We start from the raw sequence: 19,504 nt of genomic DNA, 5'->3' as shown, positions 1-19,504 counted from the left end.
GTATTAAGGCGAATCCAGCATGTAATGAAAGCAACCTGAACTTTGATATCTTCTTCTTAACACTCCCTCAAGGAAGGATTGACCATGATCTACACCGTCACGCTCAACCCAGCTCTCGACAAGACAATTTATGTGGACAACTTCTCCTTAGACGAGGTCAACCGCGTGCGCACCCTGCGCGAGGACCCCGGCGGCAAGGGCATCAACGTCACCAAGGTGGTGGAAGCTCTGGGCGGCTCCTCCGAGGCTTTGGCCCTCTTGGGCGGCTCGGTAGGCGCCCGCATCCAGCAGATGCTTGATGCGGCCCACATCAAGCTCCACGCCTTCCAGGTGGCTGGCGAGACCCGCACCAACACCAAGGTGGTGGACGAGGTGCGCCACACCAACACCGACATCAACGAGCCCGGCGCAGCCGTCTCTGCGACCGACCTCGATTCCATGCTCCAGGTGCTCTTGGACCTCATCTGCCCCCAAGACATCGTGGTCTTGAGCGGCAGCCTGCCTGCCGGCGCCCCTGCCGACACCTATCGCACCTGGATCGAGGCCTGCTCTGCCGCCGGCGCCCGCGTCTTTTTGGATGCCTCCGGCGAGGCCTTCGAGAAGGGCCTTGAGGCCAAGCCCCACCTCATCAAGCCCAACGAGGTGGAGTTAGGCGCCATGCTGGGCCGCGCCCTCGATACCGACGACAAGGTGGTGGAGGCAGCCCGCGCGCTGGTGGAGGACGGCATCTCTTGCGTAGTGGTCTCCCGAGGCGGCGACGGCGCGGTCTATGTGGACAAGGACCACGTGGTGGTAGCCCGCTCGCCCAAGGTCAAGGTGGCATCCACGGTGGGCTGCGGCGACTCGGTGGTGGCTGCGCTGGCTTTGGGCGCCGACACTTCCATGGAGCTTGACGACCTGCTGGTGCTGGCCATGGCCACCGGCTCCGCCAACGCGATGCAGTCGGGCACTCAGCCCGCGCCTCTGGAACTGGTGGAATCCCTCAAAGAGCAGGTGACCTTCGCCTAGAGCGGCGCGTTTTTACAGAGCCGCGAACTCCCAGGCCCTCCTTTGCCTTTGTGCCTGCACCCCAAGCATGCTAGGCTCATCTGCGCCCCAGCCCTCCTCGAGAGGGGTCGGGGCGCCGCTGTATTCTGCCGAGAGGAGCAATCCTGTGGCCCAAGTGCCTCTAGAGAGAGTCGTGATACAGGCGGTCGCCGTCCTTGTGGGCATCGGAGCCTCCCTGCTGGCCCCGGCGCTCGCCCTCGACGCCCCGGCTCTGCTCGTGGCTCTTTTGCTCTGCTGTCTTTTCGACCTTACCGGCCACCGTGCGCGCACCGCCTTGGTGCTGGCATCCTTTGGGCTTCTGGCGTTGTGGAAGCCCTTCTCGGCCTTTGGGCCTTTGGTGGCCTGTTTGGCCTGCGCCAGCCAAAAGCAGCCCTTGCGCTGGCTTTGGATAGCCCCCACACTGCTCAACGCTCGCTTCTTTGAGTTGGCCTGTGCCTCCGGGTTGGAGATCTTCTCGGCAGCCCTGTTTGTCTTGGCTCGCAGAAGCGAGCGCGCTCTGGCCGAGAAACGCACCTTGGAGGCCGCGAGAGACAGGCTGCAAGAGCGCGTCATGGTGCTGGACGAGGAGAAGAGCGTTCGGGAGGCTCATACGGGGCAGGCGGCTTCGGCGGCTCAGGAGGCGATGGAGGGGCTCACAGAGCGAGAGCAGTCCATCTTGAGCCTGGTGGCAGAGGGGCTCGACAACAAAGAGGTGGCCGGACGCCTCTATCTGTCTGAGGGCACTGTGAGAAACCACGTGAGCGCCATTTTGCGCAAAAAGCAGCTTCACAACCGCACTCAACTGGTGGCGCTCTACTTTAGAGGCCCCAATGGAAGCGTTGGGAGTTCATAGCCATTTATCTGCGGCGTTGCAACTGATGACAGAAGTCACTTCCTCCTCAGGGCCACGATGAGGCAGGCTGTGGGCACTGGTTTTTAGCCTCGCCAACCAAAAGGACACATCATGAACGAAAGCACCTCGCCTTCCGCCGCAGTGAGGGTGGACAATCTGGTGAAGCGCTACGGCGCCTTTGTGGCAGTGGACCACATCTCCTTTGAGATCGAGCCTGGGGAAGTCTTTGGCCTCCTTGGCCCCAACGGCTCCGGCAAGACCACCACTATCGATTGCATCCTGCAACTGCTGAGCTACGACAAAGGCGAGATTTCTCTCTTTGGCCAACCCATGGCCCCCACCCGCTACGACCTCAAGCGGCGTCTGGGCGTGGTGCCTCAAAACATCGCCGTCTTCGACGAGCTCACTGTGCGCGAGAATATCGACTACTTTTGCGGCCTCTATGTGACCGACAAGGCTCGTCGCGCCCAGTGCGTCGAAGCCGCCATCGAGTTTTGCGGCCTGGAAGATTTTACAGCCTGGCGCCCCAAGAGGCTCTCCGGCGGCCTGTTGCGGCGCTTAAATATCGCCTGCGGCATCGCCCACAAGCCTGACCTGGCCTTTTTCGACGAGCCCACCGTGGCGGTAGACGCTCAGAGCCGAGCCCAGATCCTGGAGGGCATCCGCGCCATGAACCAGGCGGGCGCCACGGTGGTCTACACCTCCCACTACATGGAGGAGGTAGAGGAGCTCTGCGATCGCGTGGCCATCTTGGACCACGGCCACATCATCGCCGCCGGCACGGTAGACGAGCTTAAGGCCCAGGTAAAGGCAGGCGAGACCATCTCGGTGGAGCTGCCGGAGCTTCCCGATGGCCTTGCCCAAAAGCTCAAGGCCATGCCCCGTTGCCTGCAGGCGGCCTATAAGGACCATACGCTGACGGTGCGCTGTGCCAACGGCCCCCACAACCTCTTGGACGTGCTGGGCGTGGTGCGCGACTGCCACGGAGTGCCCGGCCGCGTGTGGAGCCAACCGCCCACCTTGAACGACGTCTTCCTAGAGCTCACCGGCCGCGAGCTGCGCGATTAAGGAGGCTCCCATGTGCAAAAACTGGCGCCTCGCGCTACTGGCCCTGGTGCGAGACAAAAACTTTCTCATCTGGTGTCTCGGCCTGCCGTTGGGCCTCGCCACCATCTTCATCTTCATGTTCCAGCCCATCGACAAGCTCGCCGGCCTCGACCAGCTGCCCATCGCCGCTGTGCGCTTGGACGCCACCCAGGCCGCCTCTCCTCAAGGCCAAGCCTACACCCAGTTCCTGGAAGCCTTAGGAGGCGCCGCGGACGGCGCCTCCGGATCGCCTACCATCACCGTGGACTGGCAGGACAGTGCCGAGGAGGCCCGCCAGGCAGTCCAAGGGTCCCAAGGCGCCGAGAAGCCCCTCCTAGGCTTGGTGCGCTTGGGCCCCGACTCCCAGCTCACCTTCGAAGCGGCCCCCACCAACGACTCGGTGACCCAGATGGAGCAGTCCGTCATCGCGTCTGTCTGCGACAGCTGGCAGGCCCGCATGGATGCCGCCGTCACCCTGGCTGCCCAAGACCCTGCCCTGCTGGCTCACACCAGCGTCCAGGCCGCCCTGGCAGATGCGACAGACTTGGTGCAGAAAGTCTCCCTTACCGAGAATAGCCCCCGTGAGACCTGCGCTTTTTACTTTGCCCTGCTAGGATTTACCGCCCTGATGTGTGCCCAAAACAGCCTCCTGGCTGCGCTGACGCTGGTGCCGGGCGCCTCGGCCTGCGGATCGCGCATCACCGCCTCGGGCCAGCCCCGAGGCCGCCAGATGCTCATTTGGCTCATGGCCTCTTGGACCGCTTCTTTCGCAGGCCTTGTCATCTGCCTCGCCTATGTGTGCTGGGCCGCTTCCATCGACTTTGGCGCCCGCACCGGCTTGGTGGTGCTGGCACTGGCAGCAGCTTCCTTCATGGCCACGGGCCTAGGCGGCCTCGTCGCGGTAGCCGGCCCTCGTGAAACGGGCGCCAAGGAGGGCGTCCTCACCACCGTCACTTGCGTAGGCGCGCTCTTTGCAGGCCTCTACGGCGAACCGGTCATGGAGATGGCCAACAACCTGGCCGAAGCCGCGCCGGTCACTGCCTGGATCAACCCCGTGCGCCAGGTGATGGAGTCCTTATCGGCGTTGATCTATTACGACAGCCTGGCCCCCTTCTGGATGCATCTGGGCTTGGTGGCCGCCGCAGGAGCCATTTGTTGCACGGTAGGAGTGCTGCGTCTAAGGAGGCTGCGCCGTGAGAGTGTGTAAGTACGCCCTGAAGATGGCCGCCCGAAGGCCGCTGTTCTTTCTCATCTATGCCGTGGGCTTAAGCGTCATGGGCGTAGTCATGGCGCTGGCAGTGACCGGGGCCGAGCCTGCCGGCAGCCTGCAGGACCTAGTGCGCCCCCAGCTGGAATGGGGTCTTGTAGACGAGGACCGCTCGGAGCTGGTGGCAGGCCTCATAGACAGCCTGGGCGAGCTGGGGCCGCGCGTAGAGGTGGCGCAGGATCGCCTGGCCCAGGAAGAAGCCGTGGCCCAGGGCAGCGTGGACTGCCTGTTCATAGTACCTGCCGGCTTTGAGGGGGCCTTTTTGACGGCCGCCCGCGCTGGAGAAAGCCTCCCCTCTGTGGATGCCGCCTATGGCTTTACCGGAGCCGGAGGGGCCCTCGCTTCTGCCGCAGCCGAGCGCTGGCTGGCCTCTGCTGCCTTGGCCGCTGCCGCTCATCCGGAAGCCTCAGCGGCTCAGGTGGCAGAAGAGGCCGCGCGCGCTGCTCGAAAGACAGCCTCTGTGGAGCTTATGGCCACCCCGGATGCCGCTGAGGCCGGCTCCGCCAATACCTTCACGTTTTATTTGGAATGGTCCATCTACACCACCGTCGCCTCCATCATCGCCTGCACGGCAGCGCTCTTCACCACCTTCAACCGCACCGACGTTCGTCGCCGCGACCTGGCGAGCCCTCTCACCTATCGCTCCTTCACCCTCCAGGTAGCCTTGGCTGCCCTGGCGGTCACGCTGGCCTGTTGGTTTGTCTCCACCGCCATCGGCCTTTTGGTCTTTTGGCAGGATGCGCTGGCACTGGGGACCATCGGCCTTGCCTTCACGCTTCTGGCTTCGCTGGCCTTCATGCTCTTCCCGCTTTCAGTGTCGTTCTTGGCCGGCCAGTTTGGCGTGAGCTCTCAAGGCGCCAATGCGTTGGGGAATCTTTTGGGCATGGCCATCTCCTTTATGGGAGGAGCGTGGATCTCCATGACGCTTCTAGGCTCTGAGATCCAAGCGGTGGCCCGTTTCACACCGGGCTGGTGGTACACCAACGCCCTTATGAGCGCTCAAGAGCTGGCTGGATCTTCCCATGCAGCTGCGGTGGGATCATCCATTCTCACCGATGTAGGCGTGGTGGCGCTCTTCTCGGTCGTGCTTTTCTGCATAGCCCTCATCGCAGGGAAGCTCCGAGAGCAAACGACTTGTGCCGGAGGCAATGGGGCGGTTCAGGAGAGTTAGCGCCCCGCCTGTTGCCCTATCTTATGCTCGCCTGAATCTCCTAGGGGGAACAAATTCCAAAGCATTTGCACCATCGCGTATCTGCCGCCAATGACTTTGGACGAGGACCCATGGCTCATACCACCCATTCCAGTTTTTATCAGCTGCTGCAACTCTCGCCCACTGCCCTTTGGGCTGCCATCCGCACCGCCCAAGGACGCGAGCGCACCCGTCTGGTCTTTGCCATGGCGGTGCGCTCGCTCTTGCTGGTGGCCTTCGCCATCCTCTTCATAGGCGGGCTCACGCCGGTATTTGGCGCTGAGAACAGTTGTTTGGTGGTAGGCGGCTTCTGCATGCTGCTGGGCATCAAGTTTGTGTCCTTTGGCTACAACGCCAAGGACTCAGTACTGGCTTTGGCTCTAGTCCTGGCCCTTACGGTGGCCGGCGGACAAGTGACCGCCCTGGGGATGCCCTGGCTCTCCTTTGCTGCCAACCTGGTGTTTCTGGGCATCGTCTTGCTGCTGGTAGCCCAAGATCCCCGCATGGGAAACGCCGGCACCTATGTATTCGCCTACGTCTTTGTGAGCCAGACGCCGGTGACAGGACAGGCACTGGGCCTGCGCTGGATGCTGGCAGGGGTGTTGCTGCTGCTATGCGCGGGCGTGCTTTTGCACAAGCACCTGCATGCCCATGCCCAGGTGCGGCTTGGCGATGTGCTGCGCGCCTCCTCTTTCAAAAACCCCGAGACCCGCTGGCGCCTGCGCATGGCTATAGCGGTGGCCTTAGTGCTTTTGGCAGGCGATCTTTTGCAGGTGCCCCGAAGCCTCTGGATGGGCTACGCCTGCATGTCGGTGCTTCTGCCCTACGATCCCGAGGGCAACAAAGCCACCACCACCCTCCGTCGCGGCTTGCAGCGGGCAGGTGGCGTGCTGGCAGGAAGCGCCCTCTATTGGCTGCTGGCCGCCATCGTGCCTCCTGAGGCCCACAACCTCTTTGGCCCCATCGCCGGCCTGTGCATTGGCTTTTCTGCCCACTACTTTTGGAACAACGTGCTCAACTGCTTTGGCGCCTTGCTTTTGGCCAGCGCCCTCTACGGCGCTGCCGGAAGCGCCTTGCTACGCGTAGGCGACAACCTCTTAGGCATCCTCTTTGCTCTCGCCTGCGCCCTGCTGTGGTCCTGGATGGACAGTTGGCACGCCGCCCAAGCCCAAAAGGAGCGCTAGTTGCGATGAGCGGGCTTCTCGGCAGCAGCCGAGAAGGGCTCCTAGCTGCACAGATATTCAATGTGCCCTTAATAGGCAAAGCGCCCCCTAGCTCAGTAAAGCTAGGGGCGCTTTGAGGAGATCGGACAAGCCCTTAGTCGAACCAGAGGATGGGTTCGCCAGCCTTGACAGGACCAAGATCGCGCTTGGAGAGCGTCTTGCCCTCAGGGGCTTCAAGCACCACGACTATGACGGTAGGGTCAAAACCAGCCTCTTTGATGGTGGCCGGGTTCATAAGGATGACGGCGTCGCCAGCAGCGACCGAGTCGCCCTGAGCAGCCTTCACCTCGAAGCCCGCGCCTTCCAGCTCGACCGTATCGACGCCCGCATGCACCATGACAGAGAGGCCATCCTTCTCCACGCCATAGGCATGGCCCGTGGGGAACAGCGCAGAGAGCTCGCCGTCCATAGGGGCTATCAGCGCAGTGCCGGAGGGGACGATGGCGATGCCGTCGCCCATGGTCTTCTGGGCAAAGACAGGGTCGGACACAGACTCGATGGCCACCAGCTCGCCATCGATGGGAGCCAACACCTCCAGCTTGGCGGGTTTGGCCTCTTTGGGATTTCCCTTAAACAAGCGATCGAACAGTCCCATAGTCTCGCTCTCCTCTTCTTCTCAACATGCTACTTAGTCTCATATTTGTCGCACTAGCCGTTATTCAAGCGCCAACTGGCAAAGGCGCATACTGCCGCAAATGCAATTATCACCAGCGAGCCAGATAGATCCTTGAGCACGCCTGCTGCTCCGCGCTCTTGCCGCCAGACAGCACTTTCAGAAGCGGCAGGCCTCCAGATGCGCCAAAGCAAAAGCATGACGCCAGCAACACCAGGGACGCTTTGCATAAGCATCTCGGCGCAAAGGATGCCCACCAGGCTTCCCATCGCGTAGCCTCCATCGCCGTCCTTATAGTGACGATAGGCAATATGTATGAGATAGGCTGCAAACGGTTGTAGGCATGCAGCCAAAAAGCTCACCAAAAAGCGCGGGTTTTGCGCCATGAGTTCCTGAAGGTTGCTCATCGAGGCGGCGTCCAGATTGAGGGAACCTGCCAACCCTAGGCTCACAAAGGGCACCACTACCAGCAGGATCTCCACACCCATAAAAAAGCGCTGGGTAAGCTTCTCTTTGGCGGACATGCCGCGAGGAACAGCCTTCTCCTTGACATGAGGACTCAGGGAGGCAGCTCTCTGGCTGCGGCCAGGGTCAAGCTTGGCGCCTCGCTGATCTTCGCGCGCACGATGTTTCTTGGTGGCCATAAAACGATCTTCCTCCTCAGGAGTCCTCTAGGCGAGATAGCGCGTCCTGGAACCAGCGGACAGCAGCAGGTCGCTGGTTCCAGGACAGCTTAGATTGGTAGTTTAAAGATACAAAACGTCGAGCTTGGCCGATGCCTTAGGAGAGCTCGGGCCAGAAACCCTTGTTGGCCTCGATGAGGTCGTCAAGCACATCCTTGGCGATCTTGGCGGAGGGGATAGTGGCAGAAAGGGTAAGAGCCTGCCACAGTTTCTGGTAGCTGCCCTCGGCCCAAGCCTGAACCACAAGCTTTTCCACAGAGACCTGCTGCTCCATCATGCCCTTCTGGAACTGCGGGATCTGGCCCTGGCAGATCTTCTCGTAGCCGTTCTTGCCCACGATGCAGGGCACCTCCACCATGGCCGTGGGATCGAAGTTAGAGATGGCTCCGTCGTTAGGAACGATGAGCAGGAAGCGCTCGAGGGTATTCTCGGCCAGAGCGCAGGCAAGGTCCACGATGTAGGTGGCGTGGGCGTCGGCCTCGAAGTCGGAGCCTTTGGCAGTGCCCTTCTCGATGATCTCGCGGCAGGCGCCAAAGACCTTCTTCTCACGGCCGTCCATGACCTCGTTGGCGCGGGTGTAGTCGGGGTTGGAGGTCTCTACCACGTAGTCGGGGAACAGATAGTACTTGAGGTAGGTGTTGGGGATGGTCTCGGGGTCTACCGCGTAGACATCCTTGGCCTTGCCAAAGGTATGCACCCAGGACTCGTCGATATGCTGAGCTTTGTCACCGGCGGTCTCGAAGCCATCCATGTAGCCGTTCTTGGCCATGTGGCGTTTGATCTCGGGCATGAGGTCGTTGCCCTCTTTGTCATAAATCTCGGTGAACCAGCCAAAGTGATTGAGGCCAAAGTAGCTGTACTGGAGCTCGCGGCGATCCTTGATGCCGCACATGTGAGCCATCTTGTCCATGAGGTCGATGGGCATGTCGCAGATGTTGATGATGCGGGAGTTGGGGCGAAGCAGGCGACAGGCCTCGGCCACGATAGCCGCCGGATTGGAGTAGTTGAGCATCCAGGCATTGGGGCTGTACTTCTCCATGTAGTCCAAGATCTCGAAGACGCCGCCAATGGAGCGCATGCCGTAGGCAATGCCGCCGGCGCCGCAGGTCTCCTGGCCCAACACGCCATGCTTGAGAGGGATCTTCTCGTCCAACTCACGCATGGCATAGAGGCCTACACGGATGTGAGCCAGCACGAAGTCGACACCGGTGAAGGCCTTCTCGGGATCAGTGGTGTAGGAAAAGTCCAGGTCTGGAGCGTTCTCCTTGAAGTAGATCTCACAGGCCTTGGCTACGATCTCCTGGCGCTCAGCGTTGTTGTCATAAAAGACCACGCGGTCTACCGGAAAACGATCGTGCTCCTCCAGAAGCATCAGGGCGATGCCAGGGGTGAAGGTGGAGCCGCCGCCAGCGATGGTTACGGAGTAGCTTTTCTTAGCCATAAGAATGCTTCCAATCTTGGCCACAGGCTCATAGGAAGGGACGCCGCAGTGGCCGCGGACGGCGTCCCGCACAAACGCAATGGAACAAGGAGGTTAGACGCTAGGAGTCGAGCAGGTGGTCGAACCTATCGCGCACCTTGGGGACCTTGAGGCCAATGATGACCTGCATGGCGCGTCCGTTTTTGGCGCAGCCGCTGGTGCCGATGGCTTTGAAGTCGGCATCGTCTGCCACCTTGGACTCGTCTTTAACGGTGACGCGCAGGCGAGTGACGCAGTTGGTGACGTCTTCGATGTTGTCGGGACCGCCCAAAAGCTCCAACACCTGAGCGGCCGTCACGGCGTAGGGGTCGCTATTCTCGGCAACAGCGCCACCAGCCTTAGCTTCGCGGTAATCGGCCTTGGATTTGAAGCTCACCTCTTCGTCGTCCTCCTCGCGACCAGGGGTCTTGAGGTCGAGTTTCAGGATGAGGAAGCGGAAGACCACAAACCAGATGAAGGTGAAGCAGAGGCCCACGACCAGAGCGGTGAGGTAGGCGGGCCAGTGGTTGGCCATAAGCGGGATGAAGTTCAAGGAGGCCATCTCGATGAGGCCGCCGGAGAACACACCCACCACGCCCAAGGCACACATGACCATGGCCAGAATGCCTGCCAAGATGGCGTGCACAATGAAGAGCAAGGGAGCCACAAAGAGGAAGGTGAACTCGATGGGCTCAGTGACGCCGCAGACAATGGCCGTGAGAGTGATGGGGATGAGCAAGCCCAGCAGCTCCTCGCGCTTCTCGGGCTTGGCGGTGAAGTAGAAGGCCAGCGCGATGCCCGGGCAGCCAAATATCTTGGACCAGCTGGAGCAGGTAAAGGCCGCATAGGGGGCCAGCTCGTTCAGGGGCGCCGAGGAAGCTGCGATCATGGGCAGGTCCTTGGCAAAGGCTGCGTAGATACCCCCGTTAACCACTGCGTTGTCGTAGTAGAAGGGGCTATAGAGCAGGTGATGCAGGCCAAAAGGAATGAGCGCGCGCTCAAGGAAGGCGAAGATGCCTACGCCAGGGAGACCTACCGAGGCCACAAACACCTGGAAGGCGCGGATGCCCTCTTGGACATGAGGCCAAATGAGGCAGCAAAGGAAAGCCACCGGAATCATCACGAAGAAGGTGGCAGCGTAAACGAAGGTAGATCCAGAGAACACGCCCAGCCATTCAGGGAGCTCGAACTCGAAGAGACGGTTATGGAGCCAGATGATGATGCCCGAGATAGCCAGAGCTCCGATCATGCCCATATCCAGAGTCTTAATGCTTGCCACCATGGCAAGACCGCTCTCGCCACCGATCTCTGCCGCATAATCCACACCAAAGAAGCCGCCCCACTGAGAGAGCATAGTAGCCATGAAGTAGTTGAAGGTCAGGTAGCCGACCAGCACTTCCATGCAGCAGCGAGCATTGTGCTTTTTGGCCAAGCCAATGGGAAGAGATACCGCAAAGAGGAGTGGGAGCTGGTTGAAGACCGTCCAGCCGCCTTGAAGAATGACGTTCCATACGCCATGCCACATAGTGCCAGGAGCCGCCATAGGGCCAAAGATGACCTCGGTGGTAAACAGGGTGCCCAAGCCAATGACCACGCCTGCAAAGGCGAAGAGCAGCACTGGGGTGAACATGGCACCGCCAAACTTTTGGATCTTCTCCATCATCTTGGTAATCCCCCTTTCTATTGGTTACTTATGCAAAATCGAACGACCAGCAGGTTGTCGCCAAGAGTCAGTCCCGCGGCGCCACGGAACGTAACTTGTTCGTACAAGGCGTGCATTCATAGTGCCTCAACTTGTTCGTATAAGTTGTGCTTCAAACTGTTTTAAAGGCGAGCGGCAAGAATTGAGCGGTGAACGTTGTACGTACAAGCTAGAAGATGGGTTAAGGTATGTCACGCCGATAAAACCGCCATCCCCTCCCGGGAGACAGTGGAAAGAAGAACTGTGCCTAAAGCCATCTACCAGCAGATTTACCAGGTGCTTAAAGAGGAGATCATCTCAGGGCATCTCCCCTACCAATCCCTCATGCCCTCTGAGCATGACCTCTGCGAACACTTCCAATGCTCCCGCAGCTCGGTGCGCCGCGCCCTATCCCAGCTGGCTGCAGAGGGCTTCGTGCAGCCCATGCAGGGCAAGGGAGTGCGAGTCATCTATAACCCGCTCCATGAAAACCCGCGCGATCGCAACGACTACGGCTTGGAAACCTATCAGGAGCTGAGCGCCCGCCGCGGCTTTGCCCCCTCCACCCGCACTGTGGTGCTGGAGCGCGTGATCACCAACCCCGAGCTCTCACAAATCACCGGCTTTGCCCCTGGCAGCGAGCTCACCCATATCCTCCGCGTGCGCTATGCCGACGGCCGAGCCGTCGGCACCGATGAGAGCTACTACTTGGCCTCCAGCGTCCCTGGGCTCACCACCGACATCGTGAACCGCTCGATCTACCAATACCTGGAAGACGAGCTGGGCATGAGCATCGTCACCAGCAAACGCATAATTACCATAGAGCCTGTGAATCGCTACGACGAGACGCTTTTGGACCTCGACGGCTTCAATGCCATCGCTGTCATGCGCTGCAATGCCTACGACACCAACGGCATCATGATCGAATACACCGAAACCCGACAGGTGCCCGGCTTCTTCGAGCTTTGCCAAACCTCCCAGCGCACCCATGCGCCCCGCAAAGTCCCAGCAGCCCCTTAACGTCCAGACGGGAGGCGCACGGACTTCTCGGCAGGCATAAAGACAAAAACGCGGAGCCTGCACTCCTTGTGCAGGCTCCGCGTGCAATGTGTGGTGGAGGCGCGGAGAATCGAACTCCGGTCCTACATGGCCCCCTGGCAGGCATCTCCAAGCTCAGTCGTCGAGAAGGTCTCGAGAGGGGCGTGTGCGACGACGCACGGGCCCCGCTCCAGTTGGTTCGATCTTAGCCTGTGGCATACCAACTACGTCCACAGGTGCAGCTTCCTAAGATGACACCGCAGGCAGGACAGAAGCGATCCTGCCTTTGGCGCGCTGGTTAGTTAAGACTAAGCAGCGAGGGCATACTGCCCAGAGAACTCATTGTTGTCAATTAATTGTTGACGGTACCCCTGTTTAACGTGGCGAGGAGACCACGGCTTGCTTCCTGCCTCAGGGCCATCCAGTCGAAACCAGTCGCCCCCTTGGTAAAAGGAAGGGCATTGTACCACAATGCCCTATAAATCATCAACTCATCTAAGAGAAGCCGAGAAGCCCCGACCGCTGCCGGCCGCACCCTTGGGGATGGGCTCGAAGCGAACCCTAGGCCTCGACGTCCTCTTCTACCAGCTCGAAGAGCTCGGGGCCTACGCCGCATACGGGGCATACGTAGTCCTCAGGCAGCTCGGGCTCGTCGATGGTGACTTCATAGCCACAGACGGTGCAACGGAACGTGTAGGTCTTCTTCTCATCAGCCATAGTCAGACTCCTTTGTGGTGGCGTGGGCGCGTCTCAAAGGCGCGCTGCGGTATCACAGGGGCGGTTATCCGCCTTTGCTGGTGTAGTGCTTACCCAGACCAGCCCAAATCATCCCCCTTTTTTCGAACTCATCAATTGGCCACGTAGCTTGCAGCCTTGGGAGGCGTCTTGCCCTTGAGGGTGGTGTGGTACTCGGTATAGGTGAGAGGGGCCGCATCCCCGAGCTTCTCGGTCTGCACCACTTCGCCCACAAAGAGCAGGTGCGTGCCCATATCCAGCGTCTCCGAGACCCTCACTGCGATCATGGCGCACGCATGGTCTGTGGCATAGACGTCGCCCAGGTCGCTGGTGGCCACATCGATGCCCTCGTACTTGTCGATGTCGCGGGAGCTCCTAAAGCCAAAGCGGCCGATAAAGGGCATGTCCACGGTATTGTCCAGCACCGTCAGGGCAAAATGGCCCGCCTCCAGCATGCGCTCGCAGGTCACGTTCTCCTTGTTCACCGAGACCGCCACTTGGATGGGGGTAGCGGTCACCTGGGTGGCGGTGTTGATGACGCAGCCCGAGGAGCCCTCCTTTCCCGTGGCAGACACCACATAGAGGCCGTAGGTGAAGTCGAACATAGTGGTGGGATCGATCATTGACACACCCTTTCTCTTTCGCGCAGGCTCCTTTTGAGCCTGCCGCCCACATTGGGCGCCCAAACGGGCCCCAATGGTGTCATGCCCTGCGATTACGCTCTTTCAAGGCGCGGGCGATCTCGCGGTCCGAATCGCGTTTTGCCATATCGGCGCGCTTGTCGTAAAGCTTCTTTCCCTTTCCCAAGCCGATAAGAACCTTCACCCGGTTATGCTCGTCGAAATAGAGCTCCAAGGGCACCAATGCCGTACCTTTGGCTTTGAGCTTACCCTCCAGATAGTCGATCTGACGGCGATGAAGCAGCAGGCGGCGGGGCCTGTCGGCGTCTACGTTCCAAAGGTTGCCATGGCTGTAAGGCTGAATATGCATACCGTGAAGCCACGCCTCCCCGCGGCGAATGAGCACGAAGGCGTCCGTGATCTGCGCCGAGCGCTCTCGCAGGCTCTTGACCTCGGTTCCCCTGAGCTCAATGCCTGCTTCCAAGGTCTCTTCGATGGAATACTCGTGGCGCGCCGCTCGATTCTTGGAAATCAGCGCGCGCTGGGGTTTGTCTGATTTGGCCATCTTCACTCTCCAGAGGCGTCTTGGGGTGCCTGTTGAGGGGCGTCAGGAGCCGTCTCTGAGCTGCGGATAAGATCCAGCAACAGGGCGCAGGCGTCCTCGCCCACCAGGTTGCGGGCTTTGAGGGTATAGCGGGTGGCGAGGGCCCGATCGCCCTGGGCCGCCGCATCGGTCGCGCACATGAGCAGGCACACCACGATGTCTGCGTTGGCGCCGTCGGGCAGCCCCTCGGCTTCCACCAGCTGGCTGGCAGCGGCAAACTCCATGGCAGCTGGATCGGCGGGAGTCCCTGCCACCGCAGCTACCAGCTCGTCCAACGGCTCATAGGGAGTCTCGAAGCGCAGGGCACATGCCAGGCAGGCTGCCTCGGCGTCTGGACGACCGGTATCGCCAAACCAGCGGGCAAAGTTGACATAGGCGCGAAGCAGGTGCTCGACCTCAGAAGCCCTGGCAAAGACCGAGAAGGTCAACGCCAAATACTCCTGAACATCTCCGGCGATGCGATAGAGCTCAGCCAAGTCCAAGCGGTAGCCGCAGCCCATGGGGTTCCAGCGCACCGCATGCTTGAGAGCGCCCATGGCCCCCTGGTAGTCCCCAGTGGCCACCAGGCCAAAAGCCAGGTCTCCATAGAGACGATCCAAGGGCTCGCCCACCGGCTTCAAGGTGCGAGGGTCGTGCTCCACTCGGCGGTAGGCAAGCCTGTCAAAGAGACTGGGGAAGCTGAAGTACTGCACCTGCTCGGTGGTAGGGCAGTTGCGGTCCACGTATTCCTCGGCGTCAGCCGCCATGGCGGTGAGCGCCTGGACTGCCGGCTCATAGTCTCCGGCGGCCAACAGGGCCTCCTGGGCTACGAGATCTGCCGTCATTTGGGATAGATCTATATTCATCGATGGTTCTCCTTGGGTTGGGGCGCTAGGGCGAAGTCGATGCGTCCTCGCTCGACATCCACCCCGCTTACCTGCACTGCGACCGGCTGACCCAGCCGCCACAGGCGGCCGTCGTCCTCGCCCACCAGTTGTAGGTGTTTCTCATCATAGGTAAACCACTGGTCGCCCAAGGCCCTCACCGGCAACAAACCCTCGGCGCCGGTGGCGCTCAGGCGCACAAAGAGCCCATAGCGCTCGCAGCCGCTGACTATACCGGTCTCGATGGCGCCGATGCGCTCGCTGTAGAGCTCGGCCATCTTGATCCGCTGGCTCTCGTACTCTGCCGCAGCAGCCGTGCGTTCACCCTCGGAGCAGTCGCGGCAGAGCTGGGGCAGCAGCTTGTCTTGCTGGCGCATCTCGCGCGACTGTGTCTGGTGGCTCATCCATGCCTTGAGGGCCCTATGCACCACTACATCTGGATAGCGCCTGATGGGGCTGGTGAAGTGGCAGTAGGCAGTGGCACCCAGGGCGTAGTGGCCGTCGTTTCTCGGCAGGTAGATGGCCTTCTTTTGCGCCCGGAGCAGCAGGGTGGACACCAAAAGCTCATAGGGAGTCCCTGCCGCGCGCTCGAGCACCCCCTCAATGGCGAAGGGGTTGCCGGCAGCCACGGCCTGGGCTTGGAGGGAATCAACCAGATCGAACTCTGCCAAGATGGGCACCACCTTGGCCAGATCGTCTGGCGAGGGTGGCTCGTGGACGCGAAAGGCGGCAGGCACGCGGGCTGCGCTCAGGATGGCTGCCACCGCTTCATTGGCGCAGAGCATGGCCTCCTCGATGAGGCTGGTGGCTCGGGTGGCAGTTCGCACGGTCACGCCAATGGGAGTGCCGGTCTCGTCCAGCTCCACCTTGGACTCCGAAGAGGCAAAGTCGATAGAACCACGCTGATGGCGCAGGGCGCGGCGCTTGGCAGCCAGCTCATCCAGGGTCACTAGGGACTGAGCCACCTGTTCCTGGGAGTCTGGACGCACCACCCCAGCAAGATCTTGGGGACTCGCTCCCTGGTCTAAAAAGGCATCCACCTGGTCATAGCTAAAGCGTGCGGCCGAGCAAATGACTGCCTTGGCAGGCTGGGCGTCCAAGAGCGCTCCCTGGCGATCCAGCTCCATGACCACTGCCATGGCACAGCGATCTTCGCCGGGCCTGAGAGAGCAGACGTCGCAAGAGAGCTCTTCTGGCAGCATGGGCAGCACGCGATCGGCCAGATAGACAGAGCAGGTACGCTTGCGGGCCTCCACATCCATGGATGATCCCCATCCCACATAGCGGGTGACGTCGGCGATGGCCACCGTGAGCTCATAGCCCTTCGGGGTTTTGCGGGCAAAAACCGCGTCGTCAAAGTCGCGTGCCGTAGCCGGGTCAACGGTCACCAGCAACTGGTCGCGCAAATCTCTGGTGCCTGGCTCTGCCAACGCCCCTTGCGTATCTGCCACCACACACGAGGCCTCCTCTTGGGCGCGAGCAGGAAAAGCCACCGGCAGGCTATGGCGAGCGATGACCGATTCTATGGCCACATCGATCTCTTCTGGTGCCCCCACGCGCTCCTCCAGCGTCACCACGCCGGCTTCTCCACGCTTGGGGTACTCCAAAATGCGTGCCACCACCACATCGTTGCCAGCGACTCCCAGCCTCTCAGCCGAAAGGTCGTCTGGCAGCACAAAAAAGTCCCGGCGTATGCGCTCGTCCAGCGGCGTCACCACTCCCAGAGGATCCAGGGGCTGATAGATGCCCAAAAAGCTCGAGGTGGCACGCTCGATGACCGTTTGCACTCGGGCCAGCTTGTGGCCGTCTCGACCTGCAGACACCGTCACTCCCACGGTATCGCCATTCATGCCCTCACGAAGGCCTCCAGAAGCCAAAGGAAACGTGCCTTCAGCGGTGATCACCTCGCCCGCGCCCGGGCGCACTACCTTGAGCGTCCCCGTGAGTGCTCCATGGTGTTTGCGGCGAGTATGAGGCGGACGCCTTCTTGAAGCACTGCTGCGTCCCTTAGCCATAACGTCTCCTTACTGCAGTAATTCGCAATCTTTGGGTGTGTACCCTAACCTCTGGCAGGGCACCTCCAGCCCCCCAATTAAAGGACCCTCCGTGCCACAAAAACGCCCCGCGACCCTTGGGGGAGTCGCAGGGCGGAGGTGTCAGGGCTTCTCGGCAGGCCGAGCTGCCAAACACATCCAAAGCCTAGGAAGCTGCTAGACCTTGAGGTAGCGGCCCATGGCGATGGCAGAGCCAAAGAGGCCGATGATGAGGCCTACCAAGAGCAGCGCGCCATAGGTAACCCAGGTGACCTGAGGATCGATGGTGATCACCAGGAACTGCAGGCTGCTCTCCAGGCGGGGAAGCAAGAACGTGATGATGGCCTGCAGCGCGCCGATGGCCAGGATGGCGCCAAAGAGGGCTTCAAGTGCGCCTTCCATGAGGAAGGGCCCACGGATGAAGCCGTTGGACGCACCCACCAGACGCATGATGGCGATCTCGCGGCGACGGGCCGAGATGGCCAAGCGAATGGTGTTGTTGATGAAGACGAAGGCCACAAAGGTAAGCATGATGACCAGGACCACCGCGATGACACGAATGTAGTTGGCTACCGAAAAGAGCCGCTCCACGGTCTCCTGGCCGTACTGGACGGAGGCAGAGGGATTGTCTGGGTCGTCGCAGATGGCGGTGAAGTCGCTATCGCTTACCAGCTTTTGAGCGGTGGTAGCTACCTGCTGGGGATCGGTGAGCTTGATGACCAGAGAGGCAGGCACCGGGTTTTGGCCGTCCAGCGCATCCACAGCTGCAGCTGCGTTCTTGTTGGACATGGTGGTGCGATACTCCTCCAAAGCTTCGTCTTTGGACTTGTAGGTCACCGACTCTACGTTGTCCCAGCCCTTGATGGAGTTTTGCAGAGCGTCTACTGCATCCTGAGAGGCCTCGTCAGAGAGGAAGGCTTGGATGGTGACTTTGTCCTCCACCGACCCCACCATGTTGTTGATGAGGGTAGAGCCCAAGATGAAGACGCCGATGATGAAGAGTGACAGGAAGATGGTGACCACGGCACCCAGCGCCGTGGAGAGGTTCCTCCTAAAGTGATGGCCGGCCTCGCGCAGCGAGTACCCAAAGTTAGATGGCACCATAGTAGCCGTAGCCTCCCCTCTCTTGGTCGCGAACCACATGGCCGCCCTCTAGGGCGATGACGCGCTTGCGCATGGAGTCCACCATCTCGCGGTCGTGGGTGGCCATGAGGATGGTGGTACCGGTGCGGTTGATGCGCTCCAAAAGCTTCATGATGCCCAGGGAGATGGCCGGGTCGAGGTTGCCCGTGGGCTCGTCGCAGATGAGCAGCGGAGGGCGGTTGACCATGGCGCGGGCCACAGACACGCGCTGCTGCTCGCCGCCGGAGAGCTGGTCGGGGAACATGTCCATCTTTTCCTGGAGGCCCACCAAACGCAGCACCTCAGGCACCTGGGCCTTGATCACCGAGCGAGGCTTGCCGATGCACTCCAGCGTGAAGGCCACGTTTTCGTAGGTGGTCTTATCGGGCAGAAGCTTGAAGTCCTGGAATACGCAGCCAATCTGGCGGCGCAGGTAGGGAACCTTCCAGTTGCGCATGGTGGTGAGGTCCTGGCCGGCCACAATGACCTGACCCGAGGTGGCCCGCAGCTCGCGAGTGAGCAGCTTGATGAAGGTGGACTTGCCAGAGCCGGAGTGGCCCACCAAAAAGACGAACTCACCAGGATAGATGTCTACCGAGACGTCTTCCAGCGCCGGCTTGTTGGGCTGAGCCGGATAGATCTTGGTGACGTTGCGCATGGAGATGGTGGGGTCGCCGGTGCGGTTGACGCGCGGCTCGTCCTCGGCAGGGCGCAAAGGCGCGAACACGCTGGTAAAGCCCGGCTGGGCGGTAGGGTCAAAAGCGCCCTCTTGCACCGAGGTGCGCGCCGTCTCTACCACGACAGGCTCAAGATTGGTGTCCGAGAGCGGCTGGCCGGAGGGATTGGTGAAACCGGTGTGAGGTGCGGGACTTTGAGGAGCGGCGGAGAGATCCTGCTCCTGAGAGGTCGCCGCTGGGTTTGGGGAGGCTGCCGGCGTAGGTGCGTCTTGCCCCCCGTCACGCCTAAAGTGGTTGGCCACGAAATGCTCCTTTTGTCGTACGGTGGTGGTGAAGCTCGATGGCACAGGGCCCGAGCTGGCGAGAAGCAACCGTGCTACTGTTCCGAAGGCTTCCAGTCTTTGGTGGCTAAAAAGCCCTCCAGCGCCTTCTTGATCTCGTCCTTGTTGAGGATGCTGTCAACGGAGGCCACGTAGGCTTTTGGGTGCTCGATCTTATCGGCAAAGTCAGCCTGGGTCAAAATGAGATCGCCGCCAAAGCTGTCGATGTCGTCCAAGGACCCGTGCTGCGTGATGATGGGAAAGCCGTTCTCCTTGATGACTTGGTCGGCCTTGATCTTGAGCATCATCGAAGAGCCCATGCCCGCCTTACACACTACGAGCGCCTTGTACATATCCAACTCCTTCGAAACCGCACTGTTACTCGTGCAACCCTATGAGAGGGCAACTGCCT

General features: G+C 60.8%; 19 protein-coding genes and 1 other RNA gene. 7 read left to right on the top strand and 13 right to left on the bottom strand.

Annotated features, from left to right (window positions below; genetic code table 11):
• Positions 1–84: 84 nt before the first annotated feature.
• The 6 genes from pfkB (at position 85) to OR601_RS01100 (ending at position 6,605) form a co-directional block, all read left to right on the top strand.
• Positions 85–1,008: a 1-phosphofructokinase gene (pfkB, locus tag OR601_RS01125; protein ID WP_265591905.1), complete on the top strand. Its 924-nt coding sequence runs from the start codon at positions 85–87 to the stop codon at positions 1,006–1,008.
• 172 nt (positions 1,009–1,180) lie between these two features.
• Positions 1,181–1,879, top strand: a complete 699-nt coding sequence (locus tag OR601_RS01120) for a helix-turn-helix transcriptional regulator (protein WP_265591904.1) — start codon at positions 1,181–1,183, stop codon at positions 1,877–1,879.
• Positions 1,880–1,990: 111 nt separating this feature from the next.
• Complete coding sequence (locus OR601_RS01115) at positions 1,991–2,947, top strand: ABC transporter ATP-binding protein (protein ID WP_265591903.1); 957 nt, start codon at positions 1,991–1,993, stop codon at positions 2,945–2,947.
• Positions 2,948–2,957: 10 nt separating this feature from the next.
• Entirely contained in the window at positions 2,958–4,172 is a 1,215-nt protein-coding gene (locus tag OR601_RS01110; RefSeq protein WP_265591902.1) for an ABC transporter permease, read from the top strand.
• Positions 4,159–5,403 (top strand): ABC transporter permease, encoded by a 1,245-nt coding sequence (locus OR601_RS01105; RefSeq protein ID WP_265591901.1) that lies wholly within the window; start codon positions 4,159–4,161, stop codon positions 5,401–5,403. The genes OR601_RS01110 and OR601_RS01105 overlap by 14 nt, the downstream gene beginning before the upstream one ends.
• 110 nt (positions 5,404–5,513) lie before the next feature.
• Entirely contained in the window at positions 5,514–6,605 is a 1,092-nt protein-coding gene (locus OR601_RS01100) for an FUSC family protein (protein ID WP_265591900.1), read from the top strand.
• 133 nt (positions 6,606–6,738) lie between these two features.
• Here the strand turns inward: OR601_RS01100 and OR601_RS01095 are convergent, their stop codons facing one another.
• The 4 genes from OR601_RS01095 to OR601_RS01080 all read right to left on the bottom strand — a co-directional run bounded on the left by OR601_RS01095 (position 6,739) and on the right by OR601_RS01080 (position 11,062).
• Positions 6,739–7,239 carry a PTS sugar transporter subunit IIA gene (locus OR601_RS01095; RefSeq protein WP_136012176.1) on the bottom strand — a complete coding sequence of 167 codons (501 nt, stop codon included), beginning with the start codon at positions 7,237–7,239 and terminating at the stop codon, positions 6,739–6,741.
• A 53-nt stretch (positions 7,240–7,292) separates the two neighbouring features.
• A complete protein-coding gene (locus OR601_RS01090) occupies positions 7,293–7,901 on the bottom strand; it encodes a hypothetical protein (RefSeq protein ID WP_265591899.1) in 609 nt (202 codons plus the stop codon).
• A 136-nt stretch (positions 7,902–8,037) separates the two neighbouring features.
• Positions 8,038–9,381 carry a 6-phospho-alpha-glucosidase gene (locus OR601_RS01085; protein WP_136012174.1) on the bottom strand — a complete coding sequence of 448 codons (1,344 nt, stop codon included), beginning with the start codon at positions 9,379–9,381 and terminating at the stop codon, positions 8,038–8,040.
• A gap of 100 nt (positions 9,382–9,481) precedes the next feature.
• Positions 9,482–11,062 (bottom strand): alpha-glucoside-specific PTS transporter subunit IIBC, encoded by a 1,581-nt coding sequence (locus OR601_RS01080; protein WP_265591897.1) that lies wholly within the window; start codon positions 11,060–11,062, stop codon positions 9,482–9,484.
• A gap of 282 nt (positions 11,063–11,344) precedes the next feature.
• Here OR601_RS01080 and OR601_RS01075 point away from each other — a divergent pair, with 282 nt between their 5' ends.
• The gene (locus OR601_RS01075; protein ID WP_265591896.1) at positions 11,345–12,100 is read left to right on the top strand and encodes a GntR family transcriptional regulator; all 756 of its coding nucleotides are present in this window, start codon (positions 11,345–11,347) and stop codon (positions 12,098–12,100) included.
• Positions 12,101–12,191: 91 nt separating this feature from the next.
• Here OR601_RS01075 and ssrA read toward each other — a convergent pair.
• From ssrA to OR601_RS01030, 9 genes are all read right to left on the bottom strand, one after another.
• Positions 12,192–12,561: a transfer-messenger RNA gene (gene ssrA, locus OR601_RS01070) on the bottom strand.
• A gap of 118 nt (positions 12,562–12,679) precedes the next feature.
• Positions 12,680–12,835 (bottom strand): rubredoxin-like domain-containing protein, encoded by a 156-nt coding sequence (locus tag OR601_RS01065; protein WP_136012164.1) that lies wholly within the window; start codon positions 12,833–12,835, stop codon positions 12,680–12,682.
• Between the two features lie 131 nt (positions 12,836–12,966).
• Positions 12,967–13,476, bottom strand: coding sequence for a flavin reductase family protein (locus tag OR601_RS01060; RefSeq protein ID WP_265591894.1), 510 nt, complete (start codon positions 13,474–13,476; stop codon positions 12,967–12,969).
• 79 nt (positions 13,477–13,555) lie between these two features.
• Positions 13,556–14,038 (bottom strand): SsrA-binding protein SmpB, encoded by a 483-nt coding sequence (smpB, locus tag OR601_RS01055; protein ID WP_265591893.1) that lies wholly within the window; start codon positions 14,036–14,038, stop codon positions 13,556–13,558.
• Positions 14,039–14,040: 2 nt separating this feature from the next.
• Positions 14,041–14,922, bottom strand: a complete 882-nt coding sequence (locus OR601_RS01050) for a tetratricopeptide repeat protein (protein WP_265591892.1) — start codon at positions 14,920–14,922, stop codon at positions 14,041–14,043.
• A complete protein-coding gene (locus OR601_RS01045) occupies positions 14,919–16,955 on the bottom strand; it encodes a ribonuclease R family protein (protein WP_265591891.1) in 2,037 nt (678 codons plus the stop codon). Before OR601_RS01045 ends, OR601_RS01050 begins: the two co-directional genes overlap by 4 nt.
• 195 nt (positions 16,956–17,150) lie before the next feature.
• Positions 17,151–18,077, bottom strand: a complete 927-nt coding sequence (ftsX, locus tag OR601_RS01040; RefSeq protein WP_136012161.1) for a permease-like cell division protein FtsX — start codon at positions 18,075–18,077, stop codon at positions 17,151–17,153.
• Positions 18,064–19,074: a cell division ATP-binding protein FtsE gene (ftsE, locus tag OR601_RS01035; protein WP_265591890.1), complete on the bottom strand. Its 1,011-nt coding sequence runs from the start codon at positions 19,072–19,074 to the stop codon at positions 18,064–18,066. Before ftsE ends, ftsX begins: the two co-directional genes overlap by 14 nt.
• Before the next feature lie 74 nt (positions 19,075–19,148).
• Complete coding sequence (locus tag OR601_RS01030; protein ID WP_136012160.1) at positions 19,149–19,445, bottom strand: PTS sugar transporter subunit IIB; 297 nt, start codon at positions 19,443–19,445, stop codon at positions 19,149–19,151.
• Positions 19,446–19,504 lie beyond the last annotated feature (59 nt).

The sequence above is a fragment of the Leptogranulimonas caecicola genome (assembly GCF_023168405.1).
Classification (GTDB): Bacteria; Actinomycetota; Coriobacteriia; order Coriobacteriales; family Atopobiaceae; genus Leptogranulimonas; species Leptogranulimonas caecicola.
The sequence above is the reverse complement of the archived record's forward strand: the minus strand, read 5'-3'. Positions and strand labels throughout refer to the sequence as shown.